21 protein-coding genes are annotated in these 21,930 nt (G+C 71.5%); 14 read left to right on the top strand and 7 right to left on the bottom strand.

Annotation, left to right across the window (positions count from 1 at the left end; translation table 11 throughout):
* Positions 1 to 3 precede the first annotated feature (3 nt).
* Positions 4 to 1,560 carry a gamma-glutamyltransferase gene (locus AB0F91_RS07545; protein WP_360595660.1) on the bottom strand — a complete coding sequence of 519 codons (1,557 nt, stop codon included), beginning with the start codon at positions 1,558 to 1,560 and terminating at the stop codon, positions 4 to 6.
* A gap of 115 nt (positions 1,561 to 1,675) precedes the next feature.
* Here AB0F91_RS07545 and AB0F91_RS07540 point away from each other — a divergent pair, with 115 nt between their 5' ends.
* From AB0F91_RS07540 to AB0F91_RS07525, 4 genes are all read left to right on the top strand, one after another.
* Complete coding sequence (locus AB0F91_RS07540) at positions 1,676 to 2,545, top strand: MurR/RpiR family transcriptional regulator (RefSeq protein WP_360595659.1); 870 nt, start codon at positions 1,676 to 1,678, stop codon at positions 2,543 to 2,545.
* Between the two features lie 20 nt (positions 2,546 to 2,565).
* A complete protein-coding gene (locus tag AB0F91_RS07535) occupies positions 2,566 to 3,513 on the top strand; it encodes a pyridoxal-phosphate dependent enzyme (protein WP_360595657.1) in 948 nt (315 codons plus the stop codon).
* A 112-nt stretch (positions 3,514 to 3,625) separates the two neighbouring features.
* Positions 3,626 to 4,957, top strand: a complete 1,332-nt coding sequence (locus AB0F91_RS07530) for a M14 family zinc carboxypeptidase (RefSeq protein WP_360595655.1) — start codon at positions 3,626 to 3,628, stop codon at positions 4,955 to 4,957.
* Between the two features lie 159 nt (positions 4,958 to 5,116).
* Positions 5,117 to 5,509 carry an alpha/beta hydrolase gene (locus tag AB0F91_RS07525; protein ID WP_360595653.1) on the top strand — a complete coding sequence of 131 codons (393 nt, stop codon included), beginning with the start codon at positions 5,117 to 5,119 and terminating at the stop codon, positions 5,507 to 5,509.
* 72 nt (positions 5,510 to 5,581) lie between these two features.
* Here the strand turns inward: AB0F91_RS07525 and AB0F91_RS07520 are convergent, their stop codons facing one another.
* Positions 5,582 to 5,869 carry a hypothetical protein gene (locus AB0F91_RS07520; RefSeq protein ID WP_360596303.1) on the bottom strand — a complete coding sequence of 96 codons (288 nt, stop codon included), beginning with the start codon at positions 5,867 to 5,869 and terminating at the stop codon, positions 5,582 to 5,584.
* On the opposite strand from AB0F91_RS07520, the gene AB0F91_RS07515 reads away from it, so the two are divergent.
* Both AB0F91_RS07515 and AB0F91_RS07510 read left to right on the top strand, forming a co-directional pair.
* Complete coding sequence (locus tag AB0F91_RS07515) at positions 5,789 to 6,238, top strand: hypothetical protein (protein WP_360595652.1); 450 nt, start codon at positions 5,789 to 5,791, stop codon at positions 6,236 to 6,238. The genes AB0F91_RS07520 and AB0F91_RS07515 overlap by 81 nt on opposite strands.
* A 23-nt stretch (positions 6,239 to 6,261) precedes the next feature.
* Positions 6,262 to 6,846: a CGNR zinc finger domain-containing protein gene (locus tag AB0F91_RS07510; RefSeq protein WP_360595651.1), complete on the top strand. Its 585-nt coding sequence runs from the start codon at positions 6,262 to 6,264 to the stop codon at positions 6,844 to 6,846.
* 43 nt (positions 6,847 to 6,889) lie between these two features.
* On the opposite strand, the gene AB0F91_RS07505 is transcribed toward AB0F91_RS07510, so the two are convergent.
* Positions 6,890 to 7,450: a hypothetical protein gene (locus AB0F91_RS07505; protein WP_360595650.1), complete on the bottom strand. Its 561-nt coding sequence runs from the start codon at positions 7,448 to 7,450 to the stop codon at positions 6,890 to 6,892.
* A gap of 290 nt (positions 7,451 to 7,740) precedes the next feature.
* Between AB0F91_RS07505 and AB0F91_RS07500 the strand changes: the two genes are divergently transcribed.
* Positions 7,741 to 9,948 carry a phosphocholine-specific phospholipase C gene (locus AB0F91_RS07500; protein WP_360595648.1) on the top strand — a complete coding sequence of 736 codons (2,208 nt, stop codon included), beginning with the start codon at positions 7,741 to 7,743 and terminating at the stop codon, positions 9,946 to 9,948.
* 205 nt (positions 9,949 to 10,153) lie between these two features.
* Here AB0F91_RS07500 and AB0F91_RS07495 read toward each other — a convergent pair whose 3' ends face one another.
* The gene (locus AB0F91_RS07495) at positions 10,154 to 10,750 is read right to left on the bottom strand and encodes a hypothetical protein (RefSeq protein WP_220239294.1); all 597 of its coding nucleotides are present in this window, start codon (positions 10,748 to 10,750) and stop codon (positions 10,154 to 10,156) included.
* Between the two features lie 268 nt (positions 10,751 to 11,018).
* On the opposite strand from AB0F91_RS07495, the gene AB0F91_RS07490 reads away from it, so the two are divergent.
* Together AB0F91_RS07490 and AB0F91_RS07485 are read left to right on the top strand one after the other, a co-directional pair.
* Complete coding sequence (locus AB0F91_RS07490) at positions 11,019 to 12,386, top strand: MFS transporter (RefSeq protein WP_360595647.1); 1,368 nt, start codon at positions 11,019 to 11,021, stop codon at positions 12,384 to 12,386.
* Positions 12,383 to 12,850, top strand: coding sequence for a MarR family transcriptional regulator (locus tag AB0F91_RS07485; protein WP_360595645.1), 468 nt, complete (start codon positions 12,383 to 12,385; stop codon positions 12,848 to 12,850). Before AB0F91_RS07490 ends, AB0F91_RS07485 begins: the two co-directional genes overlap by 4 nt.
* A gap of 7 nt (positions 12,851 to 12,857) precedes the next feature.
* On the opposite strand, the gene AB0F91_RS07480 is transcribed toward AB0F91_RS07485, so the two are convergent.
* The gene (locus AB0F91_RS07480) at positions 12,858 to 13,991 is read right to left on the bottom strand and encodes an alkaline phosphatase family protein (RefSeq protein ID WP_360595643.1); all 1,134 of its coding nucleotides are present in this window, start codon (positions 13,989 to 13,991) and stop codon (positions 12,858 to 12,860) included.
* A gap of 86 nt (positions 13,992 to 14,077) precedes the next feature.
* Here AB0F91_RS07480 and AB0F91_RS07475 point away from each other — a divergent pair, with 86 nt between their 5' ends.
* Genes AB0F91_RS07475 through AB0F91_RS07465 form a run of 3 tightly spaced genes read left to right on the top strand, consistent with a single transcriptional unit; the run spans position 14,078 to position 16,943 of the window.
* Entirely contained in the window at positions 14,078 to 15,205 is a 1,128-nt protein-coding gene (locus AB0F91_RS07475; protein ID WP_360595642.1) for a hypothetical protein, read from the top strand.
* Positions 15,202 to 16,113 (top strand): ABC transporter ATP-binding protein, encoded by a 912-nt coding sequence (locus tag AB0F91_RS07470; protein WP_360595641.1) that lies wholly within the window; start codon positions 15,202 to 15,204, stop codon positions 16,111 to 16,113. The genes AB0F91_RS07475 and AB0F91_RS07470 overlap by 4 nt, the downstream gene beginning before the upstream one ends.
* Positions 16,110 to 16,943 (top strand): ABC transporter permease subunit, encoded by an 834-nt coding sequence (locus AB0F91_RS07465; protein ID WP_360595640.1) that lies wholly within the window; start codon positions 16,110 to 16,112, stop codon positions 16,941 to 16,943. Before AB0F91_RS07470 ends, AB0F91_RS07465 begins: the two co-directional genes overlap by 4 nt.
* Here the strand turns inward: AB0F91_RS07465 and AB0F91_RS07460 are convergent.
* Positions 16,933 to 17,736 (bottom strand): lipase, encoded by an 804-nt coding sequence (locus AB0F91_RS07460; RefSeq protein WP_360595638.1) that lies wholly within the window; start codon positions 17,734 to 17,736, stop codon positions 16,933 to 16,935. The two genes, AB0F91_RS07465 and AB0F91_RS07460, sit on opposite strands and share 11 nt — an antisense overlap.
* Before the next feature lie 40 nt (positions 17,737 to 17,776).
* Positions 17,777 to 19,612 (bottom strand): helix-turn-helix domain-containing protein, encoded by a 1,836-nt coding sequence (locus AB0F91_RS07455; RefSeq protein WP_360595637.1) that lies wholly within the window; start codon positions 19,610 to 19,612, stop codon positions 17,777 to 17,779.
* A gap of 159 nt (positions 19,613 to 19,771) precedes the next feature.
* Between AB0F91_RS07455 and AB0F91_RS07450 the strand changes: the two genes are divergently transcribed.
* Together AB0F91_RS07450 and AB0F91_RS07445 are read left to right on the top strand one after the other, a co-directional pair.
* The gene (locus tag AB0F91_RS07450; protein WP_360595636.1) at positions 19,772 to 20,011 is read left to right on the top strand and encodes a hypothetical protein; all 240 of its coding nucleotides are present in this window, start codon (positions 19,772 to 19,774) and stop codon (positions 20,009 to 20,011) included.
* Positions 20,012 to 20,176: 165 nt separating this feature from the next.
* Positions 20,177 to 21,829, top strand: a complete 1,653-nt coding sequence (locus AB0F91_RS07445; RefSeq protein ID WP_360595634.1) for a methane monooxygenase — start codon at positions 20,177 to 20,179, stop codon at positions 21,827 to 21,829.
* Positions 21,830 to 21,930 lie beyond the last annotated feature (101 nt).

Below are 21,930 nucleotides of genomic sequence, written 5' to 3'. Positions count from 1 at the left end.
CGGTCATGCCGGGACCACCGCGGCGGAGCCGTCGGAACGCGGGTCGCTGCCGGCGGTGAAGGTACCGTCCGGCGCGAGCGAGACGACGTTGGTGTGGCCCAGGAACTCCGTGCGCGGCGGGACTTCTCGCAGCGGGAAGCCGTCGGCGGCGAGCTCCGCCACGGTCTCGGCCGCGAGGTCGGCTTCGTGGTGCACGGTATCGGAGGCCTGGCCCTCGGCCCGCGCGCCGACGACCCAGCGCGGCGCGCTCACGGCTTCCTCGGGTGAGTCGCCGGCGAGCAGTCGCAGCAGCACCTGCGCGTGGATCTGCGGCTGGCCGTGCCCGCCCATCGTCGAGTTCACCCAGCGGACGCGGCCGTCCTCGTGGGTTACGAGCACGGGCATCAGCGTGTGCTTGGGTCGCTTGCCCGGCGCGATCACGTTGGGGGAGCGGGGATCCAGTGAGAAGCTCGTGCCGCGGTTCTGGAGGATGATGCCGGTCTCCGGCTCCAGCAGGGCGGCGCCGAAGCTGTCGAACACACTCTGGATGATCGACACGGCGTAACCCGCGGCATCGGCCGCCGCCACGCCCACGGTGTCGCCGCGGGGGATCGAGGGAACCGCCACCACGTCGGCGCCCCGCGGGTCTCGCAGGCTCGCGATCAGCTCGGCGAACCCGTCGTTCTCGACGTCCGTGGCGGCGAACGCCGGGTCGGCCAGCAGGGTTTCGCGTACGCGCGTGCCGTCGTGGAACAGGCGGCCCAGCACGGCGGCCGGGGCTGCCCACGGAGTGGCGGCGAAGCCCAGCTCGGTGAGGGCTCGCACGGTCCGCAAGAGCGCGAAGCCCTGCGTGTTGGGCGGGCTGGTGTGCACGCGGAACGCGCCCAGCGGGGTGGAAATCGCGGAGGTCTCCCTGGCCACGTACCCGGCGAGGTCCGTTGTCGTGAGGGGGCAGCCGAGGGCCTGCAGGCCACGGGCCAGTGCCGTGCCCACCGCGCCTGCGTAGAACTCGCCGGGTCCGCCGGCCGCGATCGCGCTCAGCGATTCCGCGAGGCGCGACTGCACGAGCAGGTCGCCTTCGCGAAGGGACGCTCCGAACACCGCACGCGCTCCGGCGTCGGCGTCGAGCAGAGCCCGGTCGGTCCCGAGAGCGGCGGCGAGCGAGCGCGCCACGGGGACGCCTTCGGCCGCGTACTCGATCGCGGCGTCGAACTGCGCGGCCCAGTCCAGCGCGGCGCCGTGGCCGCGCAGCGCCTCCCAGCCGCGTACCGCGCCGGGCACGGTGACGGTGTCGGGGCCGCGCTCCGGCAGCCGGTCGCCGTGGCGGGCGCGCAGCGCGGGGAGATCACGGGCGGCCGGCGCCGTGCCGGTGGCGTTCACGCAGGTGATCGAGCCGTCGGGGGTGCGCACGAGGGCCACGAGGTCGCCGCCGAGAGCGGTGTTGTGCGGGTAGACGACCGTGAGCGCGGTGGCGGCCGCGAGTGCCGCGTCGATGGCGTTGCCGCCCGCGCGGAAGGCCTGTTCCCCGGCGCGGGTGGCGAGGGCGTGCGGCGAGGCGATGGCGCCGGTGATCGGGGACAAGGCAGCTCCTTTTTCGCGGCGGGCAGGCGTGCGCGGCGAGGCCTGGGGCAGTCCCGGCCCGGCGGGGTAAGCTGCGATCACTGTAGCAGTGACGACAGAAACGGCACTAGCTGAATTGGATACTTCAGAACCACGCACCCTCGCGAGCCGGGTCAACCACGAGTGGACCCGGCTGAGCAAGACCGAACGCGTCGTCGCTCGATACCTCGTCGCGTCGCCGCCGCAGCGGATCATGCTGGCCACCGCCGGCGAAATCGGCCGCACCACGGGCACGAGCGATGCCACGGTGGTCCGCACCGCGCGCCGGCTCGGGTACGCCGGGCTCCCGGACCTCAAAGCCGCGCTGGGTGCCCATTTCGGCGACGCCGCGCCCCCGCAGATCAGCGAACGCCTCCAGCTCTCCCGCACGGCGCGGGACTTCTCGGGCACGGCCGAACGAGTCCTGGATGACGCCCGCGAGCGGATCACCGGGCTCGGCCGCAAGACCGACTCGGCCGCACTGGCGAAGGCGCTGCGGCTCATCGCGCCCGCGGCCACGGTCTTCTGCTACGGCTGGGGCGTCAACGAGCTCAGCGCCCGCTACCTCGCCCTGAAGCTGAACCGCATCGGCAAGTTCGCGGTCTTCTCCGGCGCCACCGGCTTCACCCTCGCCGACGACCTGCTCGGCCTCTCCGCCCGTCACGCCGTGGTGATCTTCGCGCCCGGCCGCGCGTTGCCCGAGCTCGAACTGCTCGTCGCCCACGCGCGGGCCGCCGGCGCCGGGCTGATCCTCGTGACCGAGAACCTCGGCGAGGAGCTCACCGGCGCCGTCGACGTCGTCCTGCGCGACGAAGCATCCGCGGGCGGCCTCACCGCCGAACCGCTCGGCGGGATGTTGCTGGCCGACATGCTCGTGCTCGCCACGATGGCTGTCGGCCGCGACCCCGCCGTCGGCACCTACGAACTGCTCACCCGCCTGCGCCGAGAACTCGCTCCGGAAGCCTGACCCGTCCCCGAAGGAGAGCCATGCCCCTGATCGCCGAGGACATCCTCGACCAAGCAAGGGAGACGGTCGCGCGGAACCTCGCACCGACCCCACTGCTGCCGTTCCACGCCGCAGGCCTCGAGGTGCCGGTGTTCCTCAAGTACGAGGGCGCCCAGCCCACCGGCTCGTTCAAGGTCCGTGGCGGCGTCACCGCCCTCACCGCGTACGCCGCCGACGGAACGCCGGTCGTCACGGCCTCGGCGGGCAACCACGCGCTCGGCATCGCGCACGCGTCGCGGCTGCTCGGCGCGAAGTCCACAGTGGTCGTTCCCGAAGACGGTTCTCCCGCCAAGATCTCGGCTCTGCGCACCTACCCGGTGGACCTCGTGCTCGCGCCAGGCGGCTACGACGGCGCGGAGGCGAAGGCGCTGGAGCTCGCGGCCGGCGGGATGAAGTTCGTGTCCGCCTACAACGACCCGTACGTGATCGCGGGTCAGAGCACACTCGTCGGCGAGGTGGCCGGCAGCTTCGGCGAGGACTTCACGATCGTCGTGCCCACGGGTTCGGGCGGGCTGCTGGCCGGCACTGCGCTCGGCGCCCGTCGCGTGAAACCGGACGTGCGTGTGGTCGGTGTCGAATCCGCCGCCTGCCACGCCGTGTCCGCGGCGGTCGCGGCGGGACACCTCGTGACCGTGCCGGTGGGGGAGACCATCGCCGACGGGCTGGTCGGCAACCTCGAACCGGGCACCATCACGCCCGACATCGTGCGCGAGGCCGGCGTCGAACTCGTCGACGTCGACGAGCCGGCGATCCGCCGTTCGGTCCGCGACCTCGCGCTGACGGCGGGGGTGGTGGCGGAAGGTTCGTCGGCCACCGCGCTGGCCGCGCTGCGCGCGGGCCTGGTCCCGCTCGACCGGCCCGTCGTGCTCGTGGTGTCCGGGCGCAATATCGCGGCCGAGCTGCTGGCCGCGATCCTCACGGAGGGCTGAGGCGGCAGTTCAGACTTTCGTGGGTGTGCCGGGTTTGTCCCGGACCGCCACACTGTGCGTTGCGGGACGGTCACTGTCGGTCCGTCCCCCGATGCACCCGTGAGGAGCCCCGATGAAGGTCAGGTCGTGGAAGGCCGCGCTGGCGGCGGTCGGAGTGGTGGTGGCGGGCCTGGCGAGCAGCACCGCCGGCGCCACGGCCGCCGCGCCCGGGTCCGGCGCGCCGGTGTTCTGGCGGGTGCCGGTGACCGCGGACCAGGTGGCGGGGCTCGCGCGCGCCGGGTTCGACGTCGCCGAATCCGACCGCGAAGCCGCCTACGTCGTGGGCGACCAGGCCGTGGCCCGGAAGCTGCGGACGCTGGGGTACCGGCCGTCCTACTTCGACACCGTCTACAAGGACGTGCCCGCCGGGTCGGCGCGTGCGGGCGTGGCCGACACCTTCTACGGCGGCTACCGCACCGTCGCCGCGCAGGAAGCGCACCTGACCCAAGTCGCCTCGGCGCACCCGGACCTCGCGACCGTGTACACGCTCGGGCCGTCGTGGCGGAAGACCAAGGGGCAGAGTGGCCACGACCTGAAAGCCATCTGCCTCAGCAAGAAGCAGGCCGGTGACTGCACGCTGTCCACGACCTCGGCCAAGCCGAAGTTCGTGCTGATGGCCCAGATCCACGCTCGCGAGATCTCGACCGGCGAGCTCGCTTGGCGCTGGATCGACTATCTCGCCGACGGCTACGCGAGTGACCCGACCGCGAAGTCCATTCTGGACACCACCGAGGTGTGGGTGATCCCGATCGCCAACCCCGACGGCGTGGACATCGTGGCCTCGGGCGGCAACTCGCCCAAGCTGCAGCGCAAGAACGCCGACAACACCCGCGGCGGCTGCTCCGGCACGAACGTCGGCATCGACGTCAACCGCAATTCCACGTTCCACTGGGGCGGGGACTCGAACTCGCCGTGCGCCGGGACCTACCAGGGTGCGAGCGCCGGGTCGGAGCCGGAAACCGAGGCGCTGGAGAAGTTCTTCCGCGCGATCTACCCTGTGCAGCGCGGCACCGGCACCAACGAACCGGCGCCGACGACCGCGCGCGGCACGATGATCACGCTGCACAGCTACGGCAACGACATCGTGATCCCGTGGGGCTTCACGCAGGCGAATTCGCCCAACGACGCGCAGTACCGCAAGCTGGGCGCGAAGTTCACCGCCTCCAACGGCTACCTCGTGGGCACCAACCGCGAGACCGTCGGCTACGACACGAGCGGCACCACCGACGACTTCACCTACGGCACCCTCGGCGTCGCCAGCTTCACCTTCGAGGTCGGCGCGGCGAGCGGCACATGTGGCGGGTTCCTGCCGAAGTACTCCTGTGTGGACAGCACGTTCTGGCCGAAGAACAAGGGCGCGTTCATCACCGCCGCGCAGGTGGCTGCCGCGCCGTATCGGCAGTGAGTGGCGGCTGCGAGAGCCCTGCTCTTCTCTCGTAACTCGGCACGAAGACGGTCCTGAACCGGGAACTTCCGGAAATTTTACGGTTAGGTCGTGTACCGGCAGTCGCCTAACGCCGGGAGGACCTGATCGGGGAAGATCCATGGCCGACCGACCGTCTTCGTGCCCGGGTTCCTCGACGACCGCCGGGTCTGGGACGGGGTCGTTGCGGCGCTGCCTGCCGACGGCGAGTACGTGGCCGTGGACCTCGCCGGCAGCGGCGACCGCGCGGCGGAGACCGGGCCTTTCACCGACGACCGGTTCACGACCGAGGTACTGTCTACTGTGGACGCGGTCAATAGCCCGTTCCTGGCGGTGGGCCACAGCATCGGCTCGGCTGTGGCCGAGCTGGTCGCGGCGGCCCGGCCCGAGCTGACCCGCGGGCTGGTGCTCGTGAACCGGTGCCGACGGCAGGGCCGCACCTGCCCGACGAGGCGATCGAGCCGTTCCGCGTGCTCGGGGAAGCCGGGGCCGAGGCGCAGCGCGCGGCGCGGGCGAACCTTTCGCCGAACCTGAGCGCCGAGACCTCTGAACGCATCGGCGCGGCCGACCTGCGCCTGCGCCCCGAGGTGGTGCGCGCGTTCCCTGCTACCGGAACGACGGCGCGCCGGAAGCGCACGCACCGATCGGGTCCCCGGGTCCGGTGCTCATCGTGCGCGGCGAGAACGACCCGGTCGTCACGGCCGACCTCGTGGCCGGCGCCGGCGCACCCCGCTTCGCCGCGCCCGTCACGGAGGTGGTCGGCAGCGCGGGCCGTGCTTCGGCGGCGACTTCGCGCTGGCGCTGCGGGCCGACGTGCTCTTCGCCGGCGAGCCGGCCCGGTTCGGCCACCCCGAGCAGAAACTGGGGATCGTGACCCTGCTGGGCGGGATCCACCGCGTCGCCGTGCGGGCGGGCCGGGCGCGGGCGGTGGAGTGGGCGCTCACCTTCGAGCCGGTTCCGGCGTCGTCAACCGGGTCGTCCCGGACGAGCAGGTGCTCGCCGAGGCGCTGGCGTTCGCGCGCCGCGTGGCGCAAGGCCGGCTCGCGCGCACGCGGTGCACAAGGCGCTGCTGCGTACGTGGAAGGTCGGCGGCGCGGGGCAGCGCGGACCGGTGCTGACGTTCGAAGGACAGTGAGAAGTTCGAGGGCCGTCAGGCGACGCAGCCGAACGCCGTCGGCTTGCGTCGGATCAGGTGGAATGCCGTTTCCGTCTTGCACGCAGCTCGGTGACTGTATAGTCAACGCGACAGAGTTGACTACGTGATGGCTCTGCCGGGAGGAGTGCCGATGAACTGGCCCGCGACGGATCGCTACGAGCTCCAGGTGAGCCCGGGCGGACTGGGTTTCGTGCACGACCTGCTCAACACGCTCTCGGCCGGCAAACCCCGCGAGAAGGACCTGCTCGCCGAGGCCGGCGACGCGCAGAAGTGGCTCGACAGCGCGCTGTCACGGTGGGCCGAGGCCACCGAACGCCCGGCCGAACGCGTCGAGCTGACCGGCGACGACGTCGAGCGCCTGCGCGACCTGCGCGAGGAGCTGCGCGAGTTCACCGATCACGACCCCGAAGCCGGCCCGGCTCTGCTGCACAGCGCGCCCGTGCTGCTGCAGCCCGGCGCGGACGGCTGGATCCGGCCAGAGCCCCGCGGCACCGGCTGGCGGCGCTTGGCGTCGATCGTGTTGATCGAAGTGCTGGAGGCGCAGCGCGCCGACCGCTGGCGGCGCCTCAAGACCTGCCGCAACAAGCGTTGCGCGGTCGCCTTCTACGACCGCTCCCGCAACAACAGCGGCGTGTGGCACAACGTGCAGGTGTGCGGCAACGCGGTCAACCTGCGCGCCTACCGCGCCCGCCGGCGCACCCAGCAGAGCGGCTGAACCGAGCGGGTGCCCGGATCGCGCGCCCGCGCACCTGTCTCGATCAGTACGGCATCTCGTGGATGTCGGTGATCTGGTCGGCGGCGTTCACGGCGGCGTCGGCAAACAGCCCGCTGCCGCCGTACTGGCTCAGCACGCTCTCCAGCTCGATCCCGGTCGAGCACTCGGTCGGCGGGCACGTCTCGAACGGGAACCCGGCGGGGTCGACGGACTCGATCGTCGCGTTCGGGGCCAGCGGCAGCCGGTGCGCACCCGGCACGTCGACGAGGTGCGGGCCGGCCCCGCCGTTCGGCGCCGGCGTGACGAGGGAGAACTCCGCCATCCCGCTCGCACGGTCGTAGTGGGTGAACCGCACCTCGAGGCTCTTGCCCGGGAACTTCAGCCCGGCGGCTGCCGCCGGCTGCGGGGGCCGGCCCGGTTGCTGCGCGGAAGACGAAGGGGTTACCGCAGCCCGCGTCGCGGTCGATGCCGCGGAGGTGGACAACGGCGCCGACGGGACCGGCGCCGTCGGCGCGGCGGGCACGCCCGTGCACGCGGTGGCGAGCGCTGCCGCCGCGACGGAAGCGGCGGCGAGAGCGCCTCTGAACACGGTTGTCCGCGTCATGTGAGCATTCCCCCAGGGTTCGCGAAAAGCTTGCTGTCACGGGCAAAGACGGCTGTGCGAGTCCGGCGTTGCGGCTGTGATCAACCCGTGACGCGAGGGTGCCCTCGCGGTGGCCGGGTGTCCGCTATGTCCGGTGTGGATTGCGCCGGTCGGACGAGCCCGGCCACGGTTCCGACGCGCGTCGGGGAGTGTTCAGCTCGTGTTCGCCCCGAACCAGTGCCGCGACCGTAGGTTTCGGCCGTCCCACGCACTCTCTCGCGCGTGCCGGCCGTTACCGGAGGTTCTCACCCATGTCCGATCTTTCCCGAAGAGGTTTCCTCGGCGCAGCCGCGGCGGTCACCGGTGCCGCGGTCGTCGGCGGCGGTGGGCTGGCCGCCACCGAGGCCGAGGCGTCGCCTCGGCCGCCCGTCCCGTCGAAGCGGTACGGAGACCTGCGGGACATCAAGCACGTGGTGATCCTGATGCAGGAGAACCGCAGCTTCGACCACTACTTCGGCTCGCTGAAGGGTGTTCGCGGCTTCGGCGACCGCTCTGCGATCACGCTGCCCGGCGGCAGCTCGGTGTTCCAGCAGCCGACGACGGCACCCGGCACCCCGGCCACGGGCAGCCAGTACCCGTGGAAGCTCTCCGACGCCAAGGTGTCGCAGTACCCGGCCAACCACCAGCCGCCCACCTCCGAGGTCGGCGCGCAGGGCTACGGCGGTACCTCGCACAGCTGGGACGACCAGCACGGCGCCTGGTACGGCGGCCTCATGAACGGCTGGTACTACGCCAAAGGCGGCCCTACCACGCTCGGCTACCTCGACCGCTCGGACATCCCGTTCCACTACGCGCTGGCCGACACCTACACCGTCGGCGACGCCTACCACTGCTCCGTGCTCAGCGCGACCGGCCCGAACCGCACCTACCTGTGGAGCGGCTCGATCAACGCCGACAAGAAGCACGGCGACTACGTGGCCTTCAACGGCGGCGACGAGCTCGGCAAGCACCTGCTGTGGGAGACCTACGCCGAGTCGCTGCAGAAGGCCGGCTACTCGTGGAAGCTCTACCAGGGCTCCGACAACTACGGCGACAACGGTCTCGAGTACTTCGACACCTTCGCCAAGCTCGACCCGTCGCAGGGCGGTACCGCCGCGCCCGGCAACGTGTTCTACGACAAGGGGGTGGCGATCGTCCCCGAGCCGCACACCGGCCTGAGCGCCAACGCCGACAACCTCACCGACGCGCTGCGCGCCGACGTGGTGGCGGGCAAGCTGGCGAAGGTCTCGTGGATCGTCACGAACCAGGCCTTCTCCGAGCACCCGGACGGTTCGCCGAACGACGGTGCCTACTACGTCAACAACGTCCTCGAGGCCCTCAACGCCGACCCCGAGGTCTTCAACTCGACGCTCGTGATCATCGACTACGACGAGAACGACGGCCAGTTCGACCACGTGCCTCCGCCGGTGCCCGCGCCCGGTACCGACGACGAGTTCTACCTCGAGGCCTCCGGCGCGCTCGCCACTGCCGGCCTCACCCAGCCGATGCCCGTGGGCCTCGGTTTCCGCGTGCCACTGCTGCTGATCTCACCGTGGACCCGCGGTGGCTGGGTGACCTCGGAGGTCTCCGACCACACGTCGGTGATCCAGTTCCTCGAGAAGTGGACCGAGGCGCTCGGCGAGACCGCGCACTGCCCGAACATCAGCGCGTGGCGCCGCAGCGTCTGCGGTGACCTGACGGCCGCGTTCGACTTCCGCTCGCCGGTGTACGGCCTGCCGCGGCTGCCGAAGACCACCGTGATCGGCGACCCGGTCGGCGGTTCGTACCAGCCGCCGGTGACCACGAACAAGATGCCGAAGCAGGAGCCGGGCACCAAAAAGGCCCGGGCTCTGCCGTACCAGCCGAACGCGAACCTCGACGGGTTCACCACCTCGCAGGGCTCGACCCAGGCGAAGCTGTCGTTCAGCAACAACGGCAAGCACGTGCGCAAGGCCAGCCACTTCGCCGTGTACGACAATACCCAGGCCACCCCGCCGCTCAAGGATTACCCGGCGAAGTTCCCGGGCCAGTACACGGTCGCGCCGTCGAGCACGATCTGGGACAAGACCGTGCCGGGTGCGGTGCAGCTCGGCGGGAACCGCTACGACATCACGGTGGTGGGCCCGAACCGGTTCCTGCGCCGGTTCAGCGGAGACCTCGACGCCGCCGGTCACACCGCGAAGGTCACCGCCGCCTACTTCGACGGCGTCCTCGGCTTCGGCTCGCGGCCGCGACTGCAGCTGGAGCTGGAGAACGACGGTTCGCGGCCGGTCACCTTCACGGTGAAACACAACCAGTACTCGGACGAGCGCCCGAAGACCCACCGCGTGCCCGCGCACGGCCGCGCGCTGCACTCGATCGACCCGTGCGGTTCGGCGCACGGCTGGTACGACGTGACCGTGACCCTGGACGGCGACAAGTCCTGGTCGCGCCGCTACGTCGGCCACCTCGAGGACGGCTCGGACAGCATCACCGGCTGACGCCGGAGCGTGGCAAGGGCGCGGGTGCGCGAGGGAAGGCTCGCGCACCCGCACCCACACCAGGTCATCGCCCAGGCCCGCCTCGGCGCACCCGCCGCGGCGGTGGAGTGCCCGTTCCTCGTGGCGGAGTGCCCAAAGGACACGTGCGTTTCCCGGCCACGTGTCACGTGGCCGGGTCAACCGGCCTCGACCGGGACGAGCAGGCTCAGCTGGTGATCTCGATGTCGGGCAGCTCGTCGAGCTTGCCCTTCGGCAGTTCTTCGACGGCGGCGAACACCTTCTTCTGGTGCTCCTTGATGCGCTCGTCGAGCAGGCGGCTCAGCTCGAAGGCGAGCCGGCCGGTCTGGCGGACGGTGAGGTCGTCGACGAGCGGGTGGATCGCCGAGGTGATCACGATGCCCTCGGGGCTCCCGTCGGCGGCCTGCGAGACCCCGATCGAGTAGACCTCGCGCGGATTGGCCTCACCGAGCACCAGATGCTTGCGGATCTTGCGCAGCAGCCCGTGCCATTCGAGCACCTCGCCCTGCACACCGGTGGCCTTGAGGTCGTCCTCGGTCAGGCCCATGCCGCGTTCACCGGGGCGGAAGCAGCGCGCGTAGGAATTCAGCGCCGAGACCCACAGCGATTCGATCAGCACGGGGTCGCGTTGCGCCTCGCCGCGTTCGAGCTCGACGACCAGGCGTTCGCAACAGCGCAGCGTGAACTGCAGGTCGTCGAAGATCGCCGCGAGGTCGGCCAGTGCGAGCGCCAGCGGAGTCCTGAGCTGGCGTGCGTTCTTGACCGGTGCCGTGGGTTGGGACATCCCGGGACGCTCCTGTCCTGCCGGTGCGAAGTGTTGCGGCCATCACACCGCACCTCGGCACAATCGCGTGTCTCAATGTGCGACAGAGTTGTCTGCCTCGGCTCCGCCGAGGCGTGCGAGATCGCCTTTGAGGCGATCTCGCTGGTGGGTTGCGTAGGTAATTCGGGTGCAGAGTTAGTTGTGTGGGAGTTGATCGACCCTATTGCGTATATCGTCGCAAAGTAGTTCTGTGTGAGAACGAACTGTCGACGAAGGAGGCGCTGTGTCGATGCTGGCGGAGCGACCGCGGCCGCGAGTGGTGCGCGAGCACCGGCTCGCGGGCTGGTTCGCGGTGGGTGCGGTGTGCTTCGGCGCGTTCATGGGCCAGCTGGACGCGAGCATCGTCACGCTCACGTTCCCGGCGCTGCAGCGCGAGTTCGGCGAGCCGCTGGCGGCGGTGCAGTGGGTGTCGCTGGCCTACCTGCTGACGCTGGTGGGGTTGCTCGCCGCGGTCGGCCGGCTCGCGGACGCCCACGGCCGCAAGCTCACCTACGTCTACGGCTTCGGCGTCTTCACCGCGGCGTCGATCGCGTGCGGGCTGGCGCCGACGCTGACGTGGCTCGTCGTGTTCCGCGTGGTGCAGGCGCTCGGCGCGGCGATGCTGCAAGCCAACAGCGTCGCGCTGGTGGTGGGCAGCGTGCGCCGCGAGAAGATGCGCGCGGCGCTCGGGGTGCAGGCCGCCGCGCAGGCGCTCGGCCTCGCACTCGGGCCCGCGGTCGGCGGGCTGCTCGTGGACACCGTCGGCTGGCGGTGGGTGTTCCTGGTCAACGCGCCGGTCGGCCTCGTCGGGCTGATCGCCGGGCGGTACCTGCTGCCGCGCACCCGCGAGCGCACGCCGCTGGGCCGCTTCGACGGCGCGGGCGTGGCCCTGCTGGCCACGGCGTCGACCGCGCTGCTGCTGGCGATCTCGGGCCTGTCGGGGCTGGCGCTGCCCGGCTGGGCCGTGCCGGCGCTGTTCGTGGCGGGTGCGGTGGCGGCCGGCGCGTTCGTGCTGCGCGAGAACTCGGCCGCGAGCCCGATCCTGCGCCTGGCGGTGCTGCGGCCGCCGGTCGTGTCGTTCGGCCTCGCCGGCGCACTGTTCGGGTACCTCGTGCTGTTCGGGCCGCTGGCGCTGTTGCCACAGGTCCTGGGTGCGCACGGCGCGACGGGCGCGGTGCTCACGAGCCTGCCGGCCGGGTTCGCGGTCGCCGCCGTGACCGCCGATCGTGTGCTGCCCGCCGGGCTCGGGTCCCGCGTCCGCATCTGCGCCGGAGCGGCTTTGGCGGCGGTCGGGTGCGCCGTGCTGGTGGGGGTGTCCGGTCCGTGGGAAACAGGCGTGTCGCTGTTCGCCGTGGGGCTCGGTCTGGGAGTGTTCATCCCGGCGAACAACTCGGCCGTCATGGGCGCCATCCCCACCCGGATGTCGGCCACCGGAGGAGGACTGGTGAACATGGCCCGCGGACTCGGCACGGCGCTCGGTGTGGCACTGGTGACGTTGTGCCTGCACGCCGGGGGAACCGGCGGCCGCGCGCTCGCGCTCGCCGCCCTGGCCGTGGCGGCGGTGCTCGCCGCCGGCACGGGTCTCGCCGCCGGCCCCCGCACGCCCCGCACCGCATGACGTCCGAGCCGAACCTGGCCGACGTCGTCGCCCGCCTCCGGCGCGCCATGCGCCGCGCCGCCCGCACGGCCGACCCGGACAACACGCTGTCGGTCGCGCAGCTCGAACTGCTCTCGTGCCTCGCCGAGAACCCCGGCGCCCGCCCGAGCCGCGTCGCCCAGCTGCTGAAGCTGGCGCCGAACTCCGTGACCACGATGGTCACCGGACTGCGGGCGCGCGACCTCGTCACGCGGACCAGCGGCAGCGCCGACCGCCGGACGGTGGAGCTCGAGCTCACCGAGAGCGGCCGCGCGGCCGTGGACCGCTGGCAGCACCACAACGCCGAGATCCTCGCCGCGGCGATCGACCGGCTGCACCCGGCGTGGCGGCACCTGATCGCCTCCGCGGTGCCGGCGCTGGCCGAGCTCGTGGGCGCCATCGACCAGCTCGCCGAGACCGGCACGCCGCACACCGAGCGTCCATAAGGGACGGTCAGGCGCGGGCGACCGCCAGCGGTACCAGCAGTTCTTCGTCGGTCACCGAGCCGTGCTGGCCCGTCATGCGGCTCAGCCGCGGCTCGGCCTCGGTGCGGACGACGGCGGTGGTCCCGCGGGCCGCGACGACGACGTCGCCGATGCGGGGGAGCACGCCGTCGGCCACGCGCGGGCCGAACCAGCCCGCCGCGACGGCCTCTTCGCGGCCGAGCACCCACGCGCGGTCGCCCAGGGTTTCGCGCCACGCGGCTCGCACGTCGGGTGCCGCGCCTTCGACGGTGTAGACGTGGCGGGCGCGGGCTTCGCCACCGACGGTGCGGACGCCGGCCCGCAACGTCGGTTCGGCGTCGTAGTCGACGCGCTCGCCGACGGTGACCATGCCGTGGTCGGCCGTCACGATCAGTGCCGCTCCGGCCGGAAGACTGCCGGCGATCGTCTCGGCGAGGCGGTCGACGTAGGCCATCTGGTAGAGCCACGGGGTGCTGCCGGGGCCGTGGACGTGGCCGAGCAGGTCGAGGTCGGCGTGGTAGGCGTAGCAGAGGCTCCGCGGGTGTGCCAGCGCTTCGGCGACAGCCGCGGTGAGGTCGCCGAGCGCGTGGACGCCCTGGAACTCCCCGCCGCGCAGGGCCGCCCGCGTGAGACCACTGTCGCGCTGGTCGCGGGGCCCGACCACGCGCACGGCGACCCCGGCTCCCGCCGCGCGTTCGAAGGCCGTGGGGCGCGGCTGGAGCTCCTCCGGCACGACCCGCTCGCGCAGGTCGATCGGCTTGCCGCCGGTGTGGCGGCGCCAGCCGAGGACGTTGAGCATCTCGCGCCCCGCCTCGAACGCGTAGCCGACCACACCGTGCTCGCCCGGCGTCAGGCCGGTGCCCAGCGACGCGACGCTGGTCGCCGTGGTGCTGGGGAAGCCTGCGGTCAGCGGGCGCGCGGACAGCCGCGTCAGAAAGGGCGCGGCGCCGGCGTGTTCTCGGAGCGAGGTCCAGCCCAGGCCGTCGACGAGCAGCACGCACACGCGGTCGGCGGCGGGCAGGCCGAGCGGGTTGCGCTCACCGTCGACGCCGAGCCCGGCGAGCGCGGAGGGGACGACGTCGGCGAGAGTGCCCGCCGCGTACCGCTGCGCGAGATCTTCCATGCGCCTCACCCTAAGGCGACAGACCCGGCGTAAGGATTCGGAAACGGGGCCACGCGGTTTCGTGGCGTACAAAGGGACCAGAGGTGATGCCGGTGTCCGTCGTGCGACGTGAGCGCGGTCGTCGCTGGGCGGTGGTCGCCGTCGTGACGGTCGCGCTGGTGGCGCTGCCGTCGCTCGTCGCCGTGCTGCGGCCCGCCGGGCCGGCCGCCGACGCCGGGCACCTGCGCGACCTGGTGCTGAGCTCGGCCGGGAAGCCGTACCAGGGGCTGGCGCAGAGCCGGGGCTCGCTGGCGATCCCCGAGCTGCCCGACCTCGCCGACGTGTCGGCCCTGTTCTCCACCACCACGACCACGCGCGCCTGGTACGCCGGGCCCGACCGCTACCGCGTGGCGGTGCTGACCACGACGGGGGAGCACGACGTCTACCACCTGCCCGCAGGCGAATACACCTGGGACTACGGGGGGAACATGCTGACCCAGCTGACGGGCGACCCGGCCGTCCGGCTGCCCCGCGCAGGTGACCTGCTGCCGCCCGAGCTGGCACGGTGGGCGCTGCGGTCCGCGCCCACGGACCCGGTGAGCGCGCTGCCGCCGCGCAACGTCGCCGGCATCCCCGCCGCCGGGTTCCGCCTGGTACCCGCAGATCCGGAGACGACGATCGGCGGTGTCGACGTGTGGGCCGATCCGGGGACCGGGCTGCCGCTGCGCGCCGAGGTGACCGCGCGGGGGCAGCGAGCGCCGATGCTCACCGCGGAGTTCGAGGACGTCGAGCAGACCGCACCCGTCGTCACCACGCCGGTGCCCGCACCGGGCAGCGGCTTCACGGCCACCAACGCGCCGGACCTGTCGAACGCGCTGGGCGCCTTGGGGCGCGTCCGCCTGCCCTCGACGCTCGCCGGCCGGCCGGTGCGCGCCGCGAACTTCGGCGGCGTGCAGGGCGCGGCGCTCTACGGTTCGGGTCTCGCGACGTTCGCCGTGGTCGCCGTGCCGCGCGCGGTCGCCGACGGTGCGGCGGACGCGGCCGGCAAGGCCGGCGGAACCGCGATCACGCTGCCGCGGGGCACGGCGGTGCAGTTGTCGGTCACGCCGCTGTCGCTGGCGATCGTGCGCCCGCCGAGCTCGCGGCGCGGTTACCTGCTCGCCGGGCTGGTCACGTCACCGGTGCTGGCCGCGGCCGCGGCCGACCTGGCCACGCTGCGCCGGAGCGGCCGATGATCGTCACACGGGGGCTGACCAAGCGGTACGGCCGGACGGTGGCCGTCGACGCCGTCGACCTGGAGGTCAGAGAAGGCGACCGCTACGGCTTCCTCGGCCCGAACGGGTCCGGCAAGACCACGCTCGTGCGGATGCTGCTGGGGCTCGTCTACGCGACGAGCGGCGAGATCGAGGTGCTCGGGCAGCCGGTGCCGAAGCGCCTCGCCGACGTGCTGCCCGACGTCGGCGCGCTCGTCGAAGGCCCGGCTGCCTACCCGCACCTGTCCGGCCGGCGCAACCTGGCCCTGCTCGACGCCGCCGGCCGCCACCGCGGCAGGCGGACCCGCCGGCGTCGCATCGAGGAGGCGCTGGAACGCGTGGGTCTCGCCGGCGTCGACCGGCGGCCGGTCAAGGCGTACTCGCTCGGCATGCGCCAGCGCCTCGGCCTCGCCGGCGCCCTGCTCGACCGCCCGCGGCTGCTGGTGCTCGACGAGCCCACCAACGGCCTCGACCCGCAGGGCATCAAGGAGATCCGCGAGCTGCTGCTGGAGCTCAACCGCGACGGCACCACCGTCTTTCTGTCCAGCCACCTGCTCGCCGAGATCGAGCAGCTGTGCACCCGCGTCGGCATCGTCGACCACGGCCGCCTGGTGCTCGACGACGACGTCGCCGCTCTGCGCGCGGCGACCGGCCGCGTCCTCCTGCGCACCCCGGACCCCGCCGCGGCCGCCGCCGTGCTCGACGGCCACCTCGAACACCGCGACGGCGAACACCTCGTGGTCCGCTACGCCGACGCCGCGGAGCTCAACACCCGCCTCGTCAGCGCGGGCGTGCGCGTGAGGGACCTGCGGGAGGAGCACCGCACTTTGGAACAGGTCGTGCTCGAAGTGACGAGCCACGGCTCGGATCGCTTCGGAGGCACGCGGTGATCGGCGTCGAACTGCGCAAGCTCGCGTTGCGGCCGCGCGTGTGGGTGAGCGTGCTGCTGTTGTGCCTGCTGCCGGCCATCGTGGCGGTGTTCCTGGCGACCGCGGACTTCGCGCCGCCGCCGGGGCAGGGTGGGGCGTTCCTGTCGGCGGTGGTGAGCGACGGGTCGCTGTACCCGGCGGCCGCGCTCGCGTTGGTGCTGCCGCTGTTCCTGCCGATCGCGGTGGCGGTGGTGGCGGGGGACTCCGTGGCGGGGGAGGCCTCGGGCGGCACGCTGCGGTACCTGCTGGCGCGCCCGGCCGGGCGGACGCGGCTGCTGACAGCCAAGCTCGTGGCGCTAGCGGTGTACGTGACGGCGGCGATCGCGATCGTGGTCCTCACGTCGCTGGTGATCGGGATCCTGTTGTTCGGCACCGGCGGCGAGGTCGGAGCAGGCGGCCAGACGGCCCAGGCCGTGACGTTGTCGGGCACGTCGCTGAGCTCGTCGTCGCTCGCGCTGCGGTTGCTGGGGGCCGTGGCCTACATCGTGCTGTCGATGCTCGGGTTCGCGGCGATCACGATGTTCCTGTCGACGCTCGCGGACTCGGCGCTCGGTTCCGCGCTCGGCGGGCTGGCCGTGCTCATCACCAGCTCGGTGCTGGAGACGCTCGACGCGGCCGCGCCGGTGAAGCGGTATCTGCCCACGCACTACTGGCTCTCGTGGCTCGACTTCTTCCGCGATCCCGTCCTGTGGCACAACATCGACCGCGGGCTGCTGCTGCAGGCCGGCTACATCGTCGTGTTCTTCGGCGCCGCGTGGGCGAACTTCGCCACGAAGGACGTCACGAGCTGAGGTCCGCGCACGAGGCCGGCGTGCTCAGCGGCGCGGTGCCGATCGCGTTCAGCACGAGACCGGTCACGGCGGGGTCCGTCGGCAGGTCGCCGTGCGCGGCGGTGTCGGCGGGGCACACCTGCTGCAGCGCCACGTTCACCGCGCCGTCGAGCCGCGCCGACTCCGGCGGCGTCACGGTCTGGTCCAGCCGCGTCCACACCGAAAGCCACGGCAGGCCCGGCGGGATCGGCGGCAGCTGCCGGAGCAGAGCGCTGCCGGGCGTGAGCTGGCGGCAGGCTGTGGGGCACGCGCCGGGCGCCAGCACGCCGCCGGCGGTGGCGAGCGTGGTGCCGTGCATCGGCGCGCCGAGCGTGATCACGCGCCGGGCCTGGTGCTCGCCGCCCTCGCGCGCGACCCACAGCCGCGCGACGATCCCGCCCGCCGAGTAGCCGATCACGTCCACCGACGGAGCTCCGCCGGCATACGCGCGTTCGACGGCTCGCGTCAGCACGTCCACCTGCTGCAGGAGGTCACCGGTGCCGTCGCCGGCGAGGGTGAGCACCTCGGTGTCCCGGCCCGTCGCCTGGTGGATTCGGCCGGCCAGCTGTTCGAGCGAGCCCCGGCCACCGCCGTAGCCGGGCACCAGCAGCACCGGCCCCGGCGTGTCCTGAGCGGGGCTTCCGCTACGAGGTACGCCGGAACTCCCACCGACGGACACCGCCGTGACCACACCGGCGGCCAGGACCGCGAGCGCCACCCCGGCGACCAGCAGCCGTCGCCGCGGGCTCAGCCCTCGCACTCCCGGCCACCGCATGGCTCCATGATGATCCCCGGCGTGCGGGACCTCCGTGAGCTCAGTGGTCGGGCGTGACGATGCCGTACTCGTGGATCTTGCGGTAGATCGTCGCGCGCGAGATGCCGAGCAGCTGCGCCGCGCGCGGTTTGTTGCCGTGGGCCTCCTCGAGGCTGCGCACGATCGCGTCGCGCTCGATCGACTCGAGCCCCTTCAGCGGCCGCTTCGCGATGGCCTGGTACTCGGCCGGCAGGTCGCTCGGCTGGATCGCGCCGAGCCGCCGGTGCTGTGCGACCTTCTTGAGCACCTGGTAGAGCTGCGCGGTGTTGCTCGGCCAATCGGCGCGCATCAGCAGGTGCAGCGCCGTCGGCGAGCACGAGAGCCGGCTGCCGCGCGAGACCTTCGCGAGGAAGAACGGCACCAGCTCGGTCAGGTCGTCGATGTGGCGGCGCAGCGGCGGCACGGTCACCGTGCGCGGGAAGAACGCCAGCGACTCGGCCAGGTCCGGCGTCGTCTCGGCCTCCGGGGCGAGGGTGACCGCGAGCCACGGCGCATTGGCGCCGTACGCGGTACGCACTTCTTCGAGCACTCCGGAGAACGCCTTCAGCTCCTCGCCGCGCAGCGACTCCAGGTGCTGCACCACGAGCGTGTCGACCGGATCGTCGATCAGGTCGCGCCGAAGGTCGCACAGCCAATCGGCCTCCGCCGCGTCACGCGCGTCGAGCGTGTGCAGCCGGCCGGTCGGGTTGCGCCGCTGGTGCACGCCCTTCGCAAGGCTCAGCTTCCCGGTGCCCGGCTCGCCCGCGAGCACGAGCCACTCGCCGCGGCTGTAGCCGGCGTCGACGTCGTGCGTGCAGCGCAGCCAGGACGGCGCCGAACCGACCAGGCCCGGCAGGAACATCGGCAGCATCGGCACGGGCACACCGCTCGGCTCGGCTTCCGAGACGATCAGCTTCACCGAGAGCACGCCGCCCACGACGTCGTCCTCGTGCTGGCCCGGCACGCGCCGGCAGTGCATCTTGACCTTGCCCCCGCCCGAGAGGGTCACGGTCGCGGTGTTGCGCCGGTACTCCGAGAGCGCCTGCGCGGCGTGCCCGAGCAGGATCGACTGGTCGGCGGAGTTGAGCAGCTGGCGCGCGCTGTCGTTCATCATCACGATGTCGTCGTTGAACGCCATCACGATGCCGGTCGTGCGGCGGCAGGCCTGCAGGTAGGACTGGAAGAGGATCAGCTCGCGCAGGTTGCTGTGGGTCAGCAGCGCCTGCTGGATCTGCTCGGCCGTGCTGCGCGCGAGCGCGATCAGCAGTCCGCCCGCGTCCTTGCGCCAGCACGTCAGGTCGACGGCGCCGATCATCTTCCCGGAGATCGGGTGGTGGATCGGCACGCCGGCGCAGGCGAGGTTCTCCAGGTGCTCGGCGTAGTGCTCGTGGCCGAACACGTGCGTCGGCTGCTCGTCCTCCAGCGCGGTGCCGATGCCGTTGGTGCCCACGAACTTCTCGCCGTAGCTGAAGCCGGGGACCAGTTCCACGCGTTCGAGGTGGCGGTGCAGGTCGGTGTCACCGGTGCGCTGGCTCAGCACCGTGCCGGTCGGGTCGGCGAGAATCATGCTGATCGGCTGGCCGTCCAATTGGTCGCCGAGCCGTTGCATGACGAGTTTCGCGCTGTGGATCAAGGGAGTGTCGAGGTTGACCTCCCCGAGGTAGGGCAGATCGATGCGATCTGCGGGCACGCGGAAGTGCCGCGACCGCCACCACGAAGCGAGGATCGCTTCGCGGACTTGGTCCGGCTCAATGGTTTCCGATGTCAGAAAACGAATCCGGGTCCTCGCCAGACCGTCTTCGTCGGGCAGGATCGCGGCCGGGGACGGTGCGACCTGGCGGGCGGGTGGACTCTTCACCACGGCTCGACCTCCTGTCGCTGCCCACGTCGTCGTGTCGCAGTACCGGGTCGTGCCCAGCTTAGGTCATGTGTCCAGCGCGGGTCTCACCTTGAGACGCGCTCCTCGCGCGCGTGGGGTTCTCATGGGGAGTCCGGACGAGCGCGCAGGAGGACCCGAATGGATGAACAAACCGAGGAGACGTACAACCCCTGGACGGTTGTCGACCTGGTGTTCCGCCACCTCGTGGACATCGGACTGCACCCGACGCTCGGCTCCGGCGGCCCGCCCGGTGAGCCGGCCGCGCAACTGCTGCGTGCGCTGGGGATCACGCCGACGGCCGAGGGTGACGTGCGGCTGCAGCACGAGAAGGAGTCACAGCTGGCCGCGCTCCGGGCCGCGATGATGGAGGACGACTGAAAAAATCTCCGCGCCTTGTCTCGTATTGAGACTCGCGGTTCGGCGGGCCGCCCCCTTAATCGTGTTCGCAGGACTTCACGCCCCGGTCCGACCGGGTGAACCGGGTACCGCGGTTCGGGCAGGGCGCGCCAGCAGCCGTCGTGGCGCGACGGGTAAGGAGAGACCATGAGCCGCCAGAGCGTGGCGAAAGCCCACCAGAAGATCCAGGAGCTGTCGTGGGAACCGGTGTACCACCAGCCGGTGTCGCACTACGGAACCGATTACACGTTCCAGAAGGCCAAGAAGAAGGACCCGCTCAAGCAGGTGCTTCGTTCCTACTTCCCGATGCAGGAAGAAAAGGACCACCGCGTCTACGGGGCCGAGGACGGCGCCATCCGAGGCAACATGTTCCGGCAGGTCCAGGAACGGTGGCTGGAGTGGCAGAAGCTGTTCCTGTCCATCATTCCGTTGCCGGAGATTTCCGCGGCGCGGGCCATGCCGCTGCTGTTCCGCACGGTGCCGAACCCGGAACTGCACAACGGCCAGGCGATCCAGATGATCGACGAGGTACGCCACTCGACGATCCAGCAGAACCTGAAGCGCCTGTACATGAACAACTACATCGACCCGGCCGGTTTCAACTCGAGCCTGCGCAACTTCCAGAACGACTACTGCGGCACGATCGGCCGGCAGTTCGCCGAGGGCTTCATCACCGGTGACGCCATCACCGCGGCGAGCATCTACCTCACGATCGTGGCCGAGACGGCGTTCACCAACACCCTGTTCGTCGCCATGCCCGCCGAGGCCGCGGCCAATGGCGACTACCTGCTGCCGACGGTGTTCCACTCGGTACAGTCCGACGAATCGCGCCACATCAGCAACGGCTACGCCACGCTGTTGATGGCACTTTCCGACGAAAGCAACCACCAGCTGCTCGAACGGGACCTGCGTTACGCGTGGTGGAACAACCACCGGGTGGTCGACGCGGCCATCGGCACCTTCATCGAGTACGGCACGAAGGACCGCCGCAAGGACCGGGAGAGCTACGCGGAGATGTGGCGCCGGTGGATCTACGACGACTACTACCGCAGCTATCTCGTCCCGCTCGAGAAGTACGGTCTGGTCATTCCGCACGACTTGATCGAAGAAGCGTGGAAGCAGATCTGGGACAAGGGCTACGTGCACGAAGTCGCGCAGTTCTTCGCCACCGGGTGGCTCGCCAACTACTGGCGCATCGACCCGATGACGGACGAGGACTTCGAGTGGTTCGAGTACAAGTACCCGGGCTGGTACGACAAGTACGGCAAGTGGTGGGAGAACTACAGCCGCCTCTCGGTGCCGAACGGGCACAACCCGATCGCGCTGGAAGACGTCGACTACGTCTACCCGAACCGGTGCTGGACCTGCATGGTCCCCTGCCTCGTGCGTGAGGACATGGTCATGGCGGAGGTCGACGGGCAGTGGCGGACGTATTGCCACGAAGCCTGCCGGTGGACCGACGTCGAGGCGTTCCGGCCCACGTACCAGGGTCGCGAGACCCCGAACATGGGCCAGCTCATCGGGTCCCGCGAGTGGGAGACGCTCTACCACGGCTGGAACTGGGCCGATGTGGTGTCCGACATGGGGTTCGTCCGCGACGACGGCAAGACGTTGGTCGCCCAGCCGCACCTCGACCTCGACCCGAAGAAGATGTGGACGCTGGACCACCTGCGCCGGTGCCCGCCGCTGCAGAGCCCGAACGTGCTGCTCAACGAGATGACCGCCGAGCAGCGGGCCGCGTTCCAGGACGACTACAACCGCCAGGGTCCGGCGGGACGGCCCGCACGGGCAGCGTCCTGACGGACAGATGACCGGTCGCCGCCGGCGATCGGGTGCCGCCTGGACGGCGGTACCCGGTCGCCGACGGTGACGCTCCGGGATGTGTGCGAACTCCGGCGTTC

Source organism: Amycolatopsis sp. NPDC023774, from assembly GCF_040639695.1.
Lineage (GTDB): Bacteria > Actinomycetota > Actinomycetes > Mycobacteriales > Pseudonocardiaceae > Amycolatopsis.
The sequence above is the reverse complement of the archived record's forward strand: the minus strand, read 5'-3'. Positions and strand labels throughout refer to the sequence as shown.